The following is a 12,158-nucleotide window of genomic DNA, read 5'->3' as shown; positions in this document are numbered from 1 at the left end:
GATTGTATGTGAAAATTGCGTTTATATTTGAAACACCTGTCGTATTCAGGCACGGTGCTGTACTCACAAGAAGGGGGCATGATCTTGAAAAACTCTAAATACCGGGCAGCCACCACGCTGGCCATTCCGCTGCTGGCCATGTCTGGTATGGCGACAGCTGCGGAATTCGATGGCGTGACGCTGGATGCAAAACTCATTGGCGGCCAGCAATATGAAGCGCTGTATGCACGCATTGCCGACTGGGAGGCCGAGACCGGTGCCAGCGTCAATGTCATCTCGAAGAAAAACCACTTCGAGCTGGACAAGGAATTCAAATCGGACCTGGCAGCCGGGTCTCTGGGATGGTGCGTTGGCTCCAACCATTCTTCCTTCGCGTCGCAGTATCCATCCTTGTATACCGATCTGACCCCGTATCTGACGCCCGAATTCATTGCCGACTATGTGGATTCCAACATTGCCGCATCCAGAATCGGCGACAGTCTGGTCATGCTGCCACGAGCCCAGTTCGATGTGTCGGCATTGTATTATCAGAAGAGCCTGTACGAAGATGCCGATAAGCAGGCGGCCTTCAAGGAGGAATATGGTTATGATCTGACGCCGCCTGACACCTGGCAGCAAGTCAGTGACCAGGCGGTGTTCTTCAGCGATCCTCCCAATTTCTATGGCACCCAGTTTGCCGGCAAGGACGAGGCGATTGTCGGTCGTTTCTACGAAATGGTCGTGGCCGAAGGCGGGCAGTTGTTCAATGACGACTGGTCACCGGCATTCAACAGTGAAGCCGGTATCCGTGCGCTGGACTGGTTCGTCAATATCTATCAGCAAGGCGCGGCTCCCAAGGGCACGACCTCCTACCTGTGGGATGAGCTGGGGCAGGGCTTTGCCTCGGGTACCATTGCCCTGAATCTCGACTGGCCCGGCTGGGCAGGTTTCTTCAATGATCCGGAGAGCTCCAAGGTTGCCGGCAATGTCGGTGTCGTGGTGCAGCCCCAGGGCAGTGCCGGTATCCGCACCGGCTGGTCCGGTCATCACGGATTCTCGGTTACCGAGTCCTGCGAGAACAAGGAAGCTGCCGCTTCACTGGTTGCCTTCCTGACCAATGAAGAGAGCCAGAAGCTGGAGAGCTCGGCAGGTCCCTTGCCCACCCGCAAGGCCGTGTGGGAGCACGTCGTGGCTCAGGCGGAGGGAGATGCCTATCGGAGCGAAGTGTTGCAAGCGTTTCAGGCGGCGGCCGAGCATGCCTTTCCGGCACCCAAGACGCCTTACTGGATAGAGGCCACCAATGTCATCTATCCGGAGTTGCAGGCAGCCATTCTGGGAGACAGGACATCGGCAGAAGCGCTGGAAGTGGCAGCGGAAGCCGTTGACGAGATGATGCGGGAAAACGGCGAGTACTAGGGTGCCGATCCTTCAGCATGTACAACGACGGAGCGTGGCTCCGTCGTGACCAGAGCATTTCGTCGACTACCACCGTGGCTGGCACTGTTGCTGCCAGCCATCGTGATCCTGCTGGTCGTGGTGCTCGTGCCGTTGTTGCTCTCACTGTACTCGAGCTTCACGCCGTATCGCCTGACCCGACCCGAGTCCCTGTACAAGTGGATCGGAGAATACAACTACGTCAAGGTTGCCACCGATGCCAACTTCTGGTGGGCTTTCGGGCGCACGGTGTTCCTGCTGACGGTGGCATTGAATCTGGAGATGCTGCTGGGCCTGGGACTGGCACTGCTGGTCAACAAGGTGACCTGGGGGCAGCGTGGCCTGCGCACCATCATGATGTTTCCGATGATGTTCTCACCCATCCTGGTGGGCTTCCAGTTCAAGTTCATCTTCAACGACAATGTCGGGCTGGTGAACAATGCCCTGCAGTCGCTGGGTATCACCGATCAGGCCATCGCCTGGCTGGTTGACGGCAAACTGGCGATGTTCTCGATCATCTTTGCCGAGGTATGGATGTCCACTTCGGTGTTCGCCATACTGATTCTGGCAGGGCTGTTTGCCATACCGCGTGACCCGCTGGAGGCGGCCAAGGTCGATGGCTGTACCCCGTGGCAATCCTTTCGTCACATCAGCTTGCCGTTTCTGATGCCCTTCATCTACATTGCCATGGCCATTCGCAGTCTGGATGTGGCGCGCGCCTACGACATCGTACAGATCATGACCAACGGTGGCCCCGCCAGACGCACCGAACTGTTGTGGACCCTGATCGGTCGCACAGGCTATGTGGATGCCAAGATGGGTCTGGCCAATGCCATGGGCTATGTCTCGATTTTTCTGGCCATCTTCTTCACCGTCTACTTCTTCAGGAAGCTCAACGCATCGCGCACGGCGCTGGGATACAACGCCTGACATGGATATCAATCAACAACATCGTCTGAAGAAATTCGGTCTGAAGGCAGCGCATCTGATCACGCTGTTCATCGCCATGTCGATCATCTGCCTGCCCGGCTTGTGGATCGTGCTCAACTCCTTTCGACCGACGGTGGAGATCATGGCCAAGCCGCCGATCTGGATTCCGGAAAAGCTCAGTCTCGATCACTACCGAGCCATGTTCGGTGCTGTCGGGGAAGGTGGAGTGCCGGTGCTGCGCTATTTCATGAACTCGCTGATCATCTCGGTGACCAGTACCATCATCGCCATTCTCGTCGGCATTGCCGGTGGCTACGCCTTTGCCCGCTATCGTTTTCGTGGAAAATCGGCCATCTTCGTCGGCTTCATGGTCACTCGTGCGGTGCCGGGTGTGGCCTTGTCACTGCCCTTGTTCATCGTCTTTGCCAAGGTGGGTATAATCGATACGCACTTCGGGCTCATTCTGGCCTACGTGGCCATGAATGTACCGTTCTCCATCTGGCTGATCGATGGCTTTTTCAGGCAGGTGCCGCGCGAACTGGCAGAAGCCGCCGAGATCGATGGCTGTACACGCTGGCAGGCCTTTTGGAAAGTGGAGTTTCCGGTGGCCAAGGCCGGTATTGCATCGGCGGCCATCTTTGCGTTCCTGACCTCCTGGAACGAGTATGCGCTGGCCAGCCAACTGACCCGCTCGGTCTTTTCCAAGACCATGCCGGTCGGCCTGTTGGACTTCACGTCCGAATTCACCATCAACTGGGGCGGCATGTGTGCGCTGGCCGTCCTGATGATCATTCCGGCTCTGATACTGACCTTCATCGTGCAAAAGCACCTCATCAGTGGCCTCACTTTCGGCGGAATCAAGGGATAGTCAATGGCACGCGTTTCGCTCAACAAGATCATCAAGCGCTACGGCAAGGTCGAGGTCGTGCATGGTATCGATCTGGATATCGCGCACAACGAATTCGTCGTACTGGTCGGACCCTCGGGCTGTGGCAAGTCCACCACCTTGCGCATGATTGCCGGCCTGGAGGAACTCAGCAGCGGCGATATCCACATCGGTGAACAGCGGGTGAATGATCTGCCGCCAAGAGATCGAAACATCTCCATGGTGTTCCAGAACTACGCCCTGTATCCGCACATGACCGTGGCTGAGAATCTGGGGTTTTCCCTGAAGATTGCCAACCGCAGCGACGCGGAGATCGACAAGGCCGTGGCCGAGGCTGCAGAAATACTGAGCCTGGGCGAATTGCTGCAACGACGACCAGCGGAGCTATCCGGTGGGCAACGGCAACGGGTGGCCATGGGGCGAGCCATCGTGCGACACCCGGACGTCTTCCTGTTCGACGAACCTCTGTCCAACCTCGATGCCAAACTGCGAGCGCAGATGCGTATCGAGATCAAGAAGTTGCATCAGCGTATCAAGACTACCATCGTGTATGTCACGCACGACCAGGTGGAGGCCATGACTCTGGCTGATCGGATCGTCATCATGCGCGATGGCCATATCGAGCAGCAGGGGACGCCCTTGCAGGTGTTCGAGAATCCCGTCAACACCTTCGTGGCCACCTTCATCGGTTCACCGCCGATGAATCTGCTGCCTGCCACCATCGACAGCGATGGTCAGCATCTGTGCCTCGAAGACGGCGCCCGATTGCCTGTGCCTGCACGGCTGCTGGGTGGTGTCGTCGCCGGGCAGTCGGTGATCTTCGGGTTTCGTGCCGACAATCTGATGCCGGAGGGGCACGGTCTGACGCTGGGCTCGGAAACCGCCAGCTTCGATCTGCTGATCAATCTGTCCGAGCCGCTGGGCACGGAAACGGTATTGTTCGGCGAAATCGCCGGTAGCGAGATCCAGGCCAAGATGCTGAATCCGCGACCGGTCTCGATGGGTGAAACACTGCGATGTCAGCTGGACATGAGTCGCGCCCATCTGTTCGATGCCGATACACAACTGAGTCTGGGCTGAAGCGGGAACACCGGAAAGAGCATGGCAACCATAGAACACGTCGAATTGTGCATGGTCGATCTTCGACCCAAGGTCAGACGCACCGATGCCATTCAGTCCTTCGTCAGCCAGGAAACCCCGTTGCTGCGAATAACGGACAGCGATGGCGCAGTGGGCATCGGGTATTCCTACACCATCGGGCAGGGTGGTCCGGCCGTCATGTCATTGCTGGCCGAGACGCTGGCGCCACAACTGATCGGTCAGGAGGCAGAGAACATCGACCGGATCTGGCGCGAGCTGATGTTCTCGACGCATGCCACCACGGTCGGGGCGATCACTTCACTGGCGCTGGCGGCGATCGACACGGCATTGTGGGACCTTCGCTGCAAGCGTGCCTCCCTGCCGCTCTATCGAATGCTGGGTGGCGCCAAGGACAGTGTCCCCATGTATACCACCGAAGGTGGCTGGCTGCATATCGATACCCAGGCCCTGGTGGATGATGCCGTGGCAGCGAAGGAAAAGGGCTTTGCCGGTTCCAAGATCAAGATCGGTCGGCCGCATCTGTCAGAGGATCGCAAACGCCTGGCGGCAGTCAGAAAGGCCGTGGGCGACAGTTCGGAAATCATGGTTGATGCCAATCAGGCTTTCGGTCGAGCCGAGGCAACGCGACGTGCCCGGGTGCTGGAGGAGTTTGATATCGCCTGGTTCGAAGAGCCGATGCCGGCAGATGATGTCATGGAGCATGTGCGTCTGGCAGCCAGCACCACGGTGCCCATTGCCGTGGGCGAGAGCATGTACTCGCTGAGCCAGTTCAAGGATTATCTGACCCTGGGGGGCGCCTCCATCGTACAGGTGGATGTGGCACGCATTGGCGGCATCACACCCTGGTTGAAAGTGGCGCACATGGCCGAGGCACACAATGTGCCGGTATGCCCGCACTTTCTGATGGAGCTGCATGTCAGTCTGGTGTGCGCCATTCCGAATGCGCCGTGGCTGGAGTACATACCGCAACTCGATGACATCACGGGCAGCGGCATGCGCATGGAGAATGGACGCGCGTTCCCGAGTGCCGAGCCCGGACTGGGTATCGACTGGGACTGGGACGAAATCGACAAGCGCCGCGTCGACATCCTGACAACACGAATCAACTGAGGAAACGACAGATGCAACGCATGGGCATGGTCATTGGACTGAATGCAGACAAGGTGGCGGAGTACAAGCGATTGCATGCCGATGTCTGGCCGGGGGTGCTGGCGAAGATCAGCGAATGCAATATCCGCAACTACACGATCTTCCTCAAGGAGCCGGAAAACCTGCTCTTCGCCTACTGGGAATACCACGGCAGTGACTTTGCTGCCGATGCCGCGCTGATGGCAGCTGATCCGGAAACACAACGCTGGTGGAGCGTCTGCAAGCCTTGCCAGAACCCACTGGAGACTCGCAAGGAAGGCGAATGGTGGGCCATGATGGAAGATGTCTTTCACCTGGATTGACGCGTTCGGGACATCGGACCGCCAGGCTGTCTTGCCGACGGTAGAACAACTCATAGCAACGAGCGGAGCATACGATGCCTTTCAGGCAACACTGGCCACTGGCCAGCCAGGCGCGCCCCATTGTCATCATCGGAGCCGGGTCCATTGTCTCCGATGCCCACTTGCCGGCTTATGAGAAGGCGGGTTATCGGGTGCAGGGCATTTTCGATCCGGATCTGGACAAGGCACGGGCGCTGGCCGGTACCTGGGGGTGTACGGCCTATGCGTCGATGAGTGAAGCCGCTGCCGCCGGTGAGGTCGTGTTCGATCTGGCGACGCCGCCAGCGGCGCACCTGGGAGTATTGCAGCAGTTGCCTGAAGGCGCTGCCGCACTGATCCAGAAACCCATGGGCAGTGATCTGGCCGAGGCCACCGAGATCCTGTCGCTTTGTCGCGAGCGCAAGCTGCAGGCGGCGGTGAATTTTCAGCTGCGCTTCTCGCCCATGATGCTGGCTCTGCAGGACGCCATCGGTCAGGGCATGCTGGGTGAGGTACTGGACTTCGATGCCTGGCTGGCGCTGGATACACCCTGGGGGCTATGGAAGTTTCTCGAAGGGCTGCCGCGGGTGGAGATTGCGCTGCATTCGATCCATTACCTGGACTTCGTTCGGGGCGTTCTCGGCAATCCACTGGGTGTGCATGCCAGAACCATGGGCCATCCAGCCAGCACCATGGCGCAGACCCGCACCAGCGCCATACTCGATTACGGCGAACGTGTGCGCTGCAGCCTGTCCGTCAATCATGACCATGCCTTTGGCCGGCGTTTTCAGGCCTGTGAATTCCGGCTTTGCGGGTCCGAGGGGGCAGCCTACGTCAAGCTGGGTGTCAATCTGGATTACCCGCGAGGTGAGCCCGATGAATTGTGGCTGAAACACGGTGAACAGGGCTGGCAGCAGATTGATCTGCAGGGGGAGTGGTTTCCTGACGCGTTTGCCTCGAGAATGTCACAATTGCAGCGTTTCGTGACCGGAGAGGACTCACAATTGATCAGCAGTGTCGAGGATGCCTGGCAGACCATGGCTCTGGTGGAGGCCGCCTATGTCAGCAGCGCCGCACCGGCCACACCGATTGCGGAGCTCCCGAAGTGAACCGCCCGCAGGAGCGTTCCGACAAGTACACCGCTCCGGCCCTGTCCAAGGGGCTGGACATACTCGAGTTTCTGGCTTCCGAGCCCGAGGCACAGAAGAAGGCCGATATTGCGCGGGCGCTGCAACGCTCCATCAGCGAGATCTTTCGCATGCTGGTGGTACTGGAAGAGCGCGGCTATGTGGCATTCGACGATCACAGTGAGCGCTATTCCCTGACGACCCGGCTGTTCGAGGTGGCGCATCGTTATCCGCCGGTCAGACGCCTGTCGACAGTGGCTGCCGCATCGATGCAGGCGCTGGCTCGGGAGATCAACCAGTCGGTGCATATGGCCATACGTCACGACACGGATATTCTGGTCATCGCCCAGGTGGATTCACCGGGCAACAACGTGACATCAGTACGACTGGGTGCACGTATTCCGCTGGTTCAGACCGCTTCGGGGGCGGTGCTGACGTCCGATATGTCCAAAGAGGATCTGCTGCTGCTGGATGAGCAACTGAGTGATCAGCCAGCGAAACTGCGACGCCTGTTCGTGCAGAATCGAGAGTTCGCCATCGCACATGGTTACAGTGAATGCACGTCGATGGTGGTGGAAGGGGTCACCAATATCTCGGCACCCTTGCATGATCATTCCGGACAGATCATCGCCGCCGTGACCATTCCGTTCGTCAAGCGCCTGACCGCCGGGGAGCATCCCTGCAAGGTGGAGGCCCGCAAGGCCCTGATGCAGATGTGCCGTCAGGTCTCTCACATGCTGGGTGGCAGAGTCAGCGAATAAGAAGAAAAATGCCGGAAAAGTAACCCTTCCGTCATATGTGGCTGCGATGCTGTGCGCTTCAGTGTGTACGAACATCCACCCATCATCCGAGAAGGAATTACATGAACGTTTTCATGAGCGGTGTTGTACTGGCTGTTGCCAGTGCCGCCAGTGTTGTCTCCGGGACGGCCGTTGCCGGTCAAACCGATCCGGTCCATCTGGGACCGCGTCCGTTCTATCTGGTTGATCAGTTACAGGACAGCGAGCTGAAAGACACGCTGCAAGGATGTGCAGTCACCAAGACCCAGTATGATCGTCGCAATTTCTCCATTGCTCACCGTGGCGCATCGCTGCAGTTTCCCGAGCACACCATGGAAGCCTATCTGGCCTCACATCGCATGGGTGCCGGCGTGATCGAATGTGACGTGACCTTCACCAGTGATGCCGAGCTGGTGTGCCGTCACGCGCAGTGCGATCTGCACACGACCACCAACATTCTGGCCACACCGCTGGCAGAGAAATGCTCGATACCCTTTCAACCAGCCAGCTACGATGAAAACGGCGAGATGATCGAGGCAGCCACTGCCCGTTGCTGCGCCAGTGATCTCACGCTGGAGGAATTCAAGTCGCTCAAGGGCAAGATGGATTCCGCCAACAGGGCTGCGACTACCGTGGAAGAATACATGGGAGGCACTGCCGACTTCCGCACCGATCTCTATGCCACGGGCGCAACGCTGCTGAGCCACAAGGAAAGCATCCAGCTGATCAGCGAGCTGGGTGGGCAATTCACACCGGAACTCAAGGGCGTCACCGACGGCTTTGGCGATTCGGGTCTGACCCAGGCCAATTACGCCCGCAAGTTCATTCAGGACTATGTCGACGCAGGCATCTGGTATGACGATGTGTGGCCACAATCCTTCGACATCGATGACACTGCCTTGTGGATTCGCGAGTTCCCCACCTACGGCAAGCAGGCAGTCTGGCTCGACGGCCGCAACCCGGCAGACATGGCCGCGACGCCGCCCAGCCGCGAGGAATTTGCAGCACTCAAGCAAGCGGGGTTGAACATCATTGCACCCCCCATGCCCACGCTGCTGACGACAGATGACAACAATCAGATCGTTCCCTCCGAATATGCTGTCAATGCCAGGGAGGCTGGTCTGGATATCATCTCCTGGTCTTCCGATCGATCGGGCCGAATCGTCGAGGATGTGATCGAGGGCAATGGCAGCTATTACTACCAGAGCACGCTGGACGCCTTGCACAGCGATGGTGATATTCTGACGACCATTGATGTACTGGCGCAGGACGTGGGTGTCATCGGTGTATTTTCCGACTGGCCGGCGACCACGACGTTCTATGCCAACTGCATGGATCTGCCCTGAGTCCAGCTACTGGCCATGACTGCCCGTAGAGCTGGTTTACGGGTAGTGAGTCTGCCGGATCCCTCCAGGGCCGGAGGCGGGTGCAAACGTCTCGAGACCTTGCATTCTGCCTCCGGCCCTGGCGGGTTCGGTAATTCCGTTCCAGCCAATCGAATGAAGACTGACCCTGACAATGACTGAACAAAGACTGCGACACGCACTGGATGAATCCGAGTGGCTCGAAGACGAGATGGAGGAGCTGCTCAACGAGGACATGGCACCGCTGTTCGACGGACTGGAAATGCCCGAAGAGTTGCTGGAGATCTATGCCGAGTCCCCGCGTTCACAGTTGTCACGTTCCACTTACATGCGTGAACTGCTGATCCTGCAGCGCGAGTTGATCAAGCTGCAGGACTGGGTGGTCCACAGCGGCGAGAAGGTGGCCATCATCTTCGAAGGTCGTGATTCGGCGGGCAAGGGCGGTGCCATCAAGCGTATCACCCAACGGCTCAATCCGCGTGTTGCCAGGGTAGTGGCACTGAACAAGCCGACCGAACGCGAAAAGTCACAGTGGTATTTTCAGCGCTACGTACCGCATCTGCCATCAGGTGGTGAAATCGTGCTGTTCGACCGTTCCTGGTACAACCGATCGGGCGTCGAATCGGTCATGGGCTTCGCCAGTGACGATGAGGTGGAGCAGTTCTTTCAGGATGTGCCCGAATTCGAACGCATGCTGGTCCGCTCCGGTATTCGTCTGATCAAGTACTGGTTCTCCATCACCGATGAGGAGCAACAGCGGCGCTTCAAGATGCGGATCTACGATCCACTGAAGCAGTGGAAGCTGAGCCCCATGGACCTGCAGGCGCGTGTTCAGTGGGAGCAATACACCAAGGCCAAGGAGCTGACCTTCGAACGCACCAATATCCCCGAAGCCCCATGGTTCATCGTGGCAGGCAACGACAAGAAGGTGGCGCGCCTCAACTGCATCAGTCATCTGCTGGAGCAAGTACCTTATCAGGATGTGCCGCACGACCCGATCGAGCTGCCAGAGCGTGTCCATAACTCCAATTACGAACGGCAGGTACTACCCAGCGAGCTGTACGTCAGCAATCGCTACGGAAAGTAGTCAGGGTTTGCAGCTGTGGGTGTCGGGACGGCACCCAAGCCCCCGGCGGTATGGGTGGCATCATGTTGCAGTTCTCGAGTCGAGTGACCGCAGTGCATCGACTGATACGGGCCGGGCTGGCTGTGCATCGTCATCGTGGCCGCACAGATCGAGTGCGCACCCGGCTTCAAGGGTTACAATCGGTCAGACATCCCACACGCCACGATGCGGAGACCCTCTAGTGAACCGATTGAAGAAGCGCCTGGCATTATCCTGCCTGGCTGCAAGCCTGTTGTCGAGCCTGACCCTGGTCGGTGCCAGTAATGCCGTCGCTGCCGACGTTACCCTGCGCATGCATCAGTTCCTGCCGGCTCAGGCAAATGTTCCGAAGCTGATACTCGATGTCTGGGCCGACGACATCGAAGAGGCGTCCGGCGGGCGCATCGAGATCCAGCGTTTCCCATCCATGCAACTGGGTGGTAAACCGCCGGAGCTGATCGATCAGGCCATTGACGGAGTGGCAGATATTGTCTGGACGGTTGTCGGGTATACGCCCGGCAGATATCCGCGTACCGAGGTATTCGAACTGCCATTCATGATGACCGATGGCGAAGCGGTTTCACGCGCCTACTGGAGCCTGTTCGAAAAGGAGATGAAAGACACCGAATTCGCGAATCTGAAGGTGCTGGGAACCTGGGTGCACGGACCCGGCGTATTGCATTCGGCCAAGCCGATATCCTCGGTCGATGACATGAAGGGTGTCAAGATGCGTGGCGGTTCGCGCATGGTCAACAAGTTGCTGGAGAGTCTGGGCGCGACCCCCATCGGCATGCCCGTACCGGCCGTGCCGGAAGCGCTGTCCAAGGGTGTCATCACGGCGACAACCATTCCCTGGGAAGTGACCACGTCATTGAAAGTCTCGGAGCTGGTCGAGAATCATACCGAGTTCGGCAATCATGCCCTGTATACCCTGACATTCGTGCTGGCGATGAACAAGGCGCGCTATGAGGCATTGCCTGAAGACCTTCAGCAGGTCATCGACGAGAATTCAGGCATGGAGTTCTCGGCCTTTGCAGGACGTACCCAGCAAGAGGCGGATGCGCCGGCCAGGGAGCTGGCTGTGCAGCGAGGCAATACGATCAATGTGCTCGATGACGAAGAGGCGGCTCGTTGGGAGGAGAAGGCGGCGCCAGTGATCGAGGAATGGGTGGCAGACATGAACGATCAGGGTATCGATGGTCAGGCACTGCTGGACGAAGCGCGTGCCTTGATCGAGGAATATACCGAGGCCGAATAGGCAGTCGCTTTGCAAGAGGCCGTTGGCCGGGACTGCCGATCCCGACCAACGGCACAGCCGCAGTCCGTTTTCCGCAGGAGATCAGTGCAATGCGACCGACCCCGGGAAATGGCTGCTTATCGACTCTGGCACTGATCGTATGCAGCCACAATGCTCTCGGCGCGACTGGCAACATCAGCCACGGTGAATCCAGGCTTGTAGATTCCGGTGCCGATACCAAAACCGCTGGCGCCGGCATTGATCCACTCGGCAAAGTTGTCCGGACCAACCCCACCGACGGCATAGGTTTCTGCACTGGGTGGCAGAACGGCCTTCAACGCTGCCAGACCGGCCGCACCCAGCAAGGAAGATGGGAAGAACTTGAGACCATCGGCGCCATTTTCCAGTGCCAGAAAACACTCGGTAGCGGTCATGACACCGGGGTAGGAGAACATGGCATGAGCCTTGGTCGCCCTGATGACCTCGGGGTTGCAGTTGGGTGAGACGATCAGCTTGCCGCCGACGGCTGCTACCTGTTCGACATCTTCCACGGTGAGCACCGTACCGGCACCGACAAGAGCCGACTCACCGAATTGACTTGCCAGCAGCTCGATGCTGTTGAAGGCATCGGGTGAGTTCAGGGGAACCTCGATGGAGGAGATGCCCGCCTCGATGATTGCCGCTGTGATGTCGACCACTTCCGCAGGGGTCACTCCTCTGAGGATGGCTATCAGATTTCGGTTCACT

At 58.5% G+C, this 12,158-nt stretch carries 12 protein-coding genes; 11 read left to right on the top strand and 1 reads right to left on the bottom strand.

Annotation, left to right across the window (positions count from 1 at the left end; all coding sequences use genetic code 11):
- Positions 1-84: 84 nt before the first annotated feature.
- From ACUNV4_RS16710 to ACUNV4_RS16660, 11 genes are all read left to right on the top strand, one after another.
- Complete coding sequence (locus ACUNV4_RS16710) at positions 85-1,395, top strand: extracellular solute-binding protein (protein WP_430879730.1); 1,311 nt, start codon at positions 85-87, stop codon at positions 1,393-1,395.
- Positions 1,396-1,440: 45 nt separating this feature from the next.
- Positions 1,441-2,343, top strand: a complete 903-nt coding sequence (locus ACUNV4_RS16705) for a carbohydrate ABC transporter permease (protein WP_430879729.1) — start codon at positions 1,441-1,443, stop codon at positions 2,341-2,343.
- 1 nt (position 2,344) lies between these two features.
- Positions 2,345-3,211: a carbohydrate ABC transporter permease gene (locus ACUNV4_RS16700; protein WP_430879728.1), complete on the top strand. Its 867-nt coding sequence runs from the start codon at positions 2,345-2,347 to the stop codon at positions 3,209-3,211.
- Positions 3,212-3,214: 3 nt separating this feature from the next.
- The gene (locus ACUNV4_RS16695) at positions 3,215-4,309 is read left to right on the top strand and encodes an ABC transporter ATP-binding protein (RefSeq protein ID WP_430879727.1); all 1,095 of its coding nucleotides are present in this window, start codon (positions 3,215-3,217) and stop codon (positions 4,307-4,309) included.
- A gap of 21 nt (positions 4,310-4,330) precedes the next feature.
- Complete coding sequence (locus ACUNV4_RS16690; RefSeq protein WP_430879726.1) at positions 4,331-5,440, top strand: mandelate racemase/muconate lactonizing enzyme family protein; 1,110 nt, start codon at positions 4,331-4,333, stop codon at positions 5,438-5,440.
- Positions 5,441-5,451: 11 nt separating this feature from the next.
- On the top strand, positions 5,452-5,781 hold the full coding sequence (locus ACUNV4_RS16685; protein ID WP_430879725.1) for an L-rhamnose mutarotase: 330 nt from the start codon (positions 5,452-5,454) through the stop codon (positions 5,779-5,781).
- 74 nt (positions 5,782-5,855) lie between these two features.
- A complete protein-coding gene (locus tag ACUNV4_RS16680; RefSeq protein ID WP_430879724.1) occupies positions 5,856-6,908 on the top strand; it encodes a Gfo/Idh/MocA family protein in 1,053 nt (350 codons plus the stop codon).
- Positions 6,905-7,687 (top strand): IclR family transcriptional regulator, encoded by a 783-nt coding sequence (locus ACUNV4_RS16675; RefSeq protein ID WP_430879723.1) that lies wholly within the window; start codon positions 6,905-6,907, stop codon positions 7,685-7,687. The genes ACUNV4_RS16680 and ACUNV4_RS16675 overlap by 4 nt, the downstream gene beginning before the upstream one ends.
- A 101-nt stretch (positions 7,688-7,788) precedes the next feature.
- Complete coding sequence (locus ACUNV4_RS16670; protein ID WP_430879722.1) at positions 7,789-9,051, top strand: glycerophosphodiester phosphodiesterase family protein; 1,263 nt, start codon at positions 7,789-7,791, stop codon at positions 9,049-9,051.
- A 280-nt stretch (positions 9,052-9,331) separates the two neighbouring features.
- Entirely contained in the window at positions 9,332-10,156 is an 825-nt protein-coding gene (ppk2, locus tag ACUNV4_RS16665; RefSeq protein WP_430879968.1) for a polyphosphate kinase 2, read from the top strand.
- Between the two features lie 220 nt (positions 10,157-10,376).
- Complete coding sequence (locus ACUNV4_RS16660) at positions 10,377-11,432, top strand: TRAP transporter substrate-binding protein (protein WP_430879721.1); 1,056 nt, start codon at positions 10,377-10,379, stop codon at positions 11,430-11,432.
- Positions 11,433-11,548: 116 nt separating this feature from the next.
- On the opposite strand, the gene ACUNV4_RS16655 is transcribed toward ACUNV4_RS16660, so the two are convergent.
- Positions 11,549-12,157 carry a 2-dehydro-3-deoxy-6-phosphogalactonate aldolase gene (locus ACUNV4_RS16655; RefSeq protein WP_430879720.1) on the bottom strand — a complete coding sequence of 203 codons (609 nt, stop codon included), beginning with the start codon at positions 12,155-12,157 and terminating at the stop codon, positions 11,549-11,551.
- Position 12,158 lies beyond the last annotated feature (1 nt).

Source organism: Granulosicoccus sp. 3-233, from assembly GCF_052681095.1.
Note: the sequence above shows the minus strand (reverse complement) of the source record. Positions and strands in the feature narration are given on the sequence as shown.

Coding starts and splice junctions, on each gene's coding strand:
- ACUNV4_RS16700 (WP_430879728.1), top strand. CDS start 2,345: ATGGATATCAATCAACAACATCGTCTGAAGAAATTCGGTCTGAAGGCA.
- ACUNV4_RS16695 (WP_430879727.1), top strand. CDS start 3,215: ATGGCACGCGTTTCGCTCAACAAGATCATCAAGCGCTACGGCAAGGTC.
- ACUNV4_RS16690 (WP_430879726.1), top strand. CDS start 4,331: ATGGCAACCATAGAACACGTCGAATTGTGCATGGTCGATCTTCGACCC.
- ACUNV4_RS16685 (WP_430879725.1), top strand. CDS start 5,452: ATGCAACGCATGGGCATGGTCATTGGACTGAATGCAGACAAGGTGGCG.
- ACUNV4_RS16680 (WP_430879724.1), top strand. CDS start 5,856: ATGCCTTTCAGGCAACACTGGCCACTGGCCAGCCAGGCGCGCCCCATT.
- ACUNV4_RS16670 (WP_430879722.1), top strand. CDS start 7,789: ATGAACGTTTTCATGAGCGGTGTTGTACTGGCTGTTGCCAGTGCCGCC.
- ppk2 (WP_430879968.1), top strand. CDS start 9,332: ATGCCCGAAGAGTTGCTGGAGATCTATGCCGAGTCCCCGCGTTCACAG.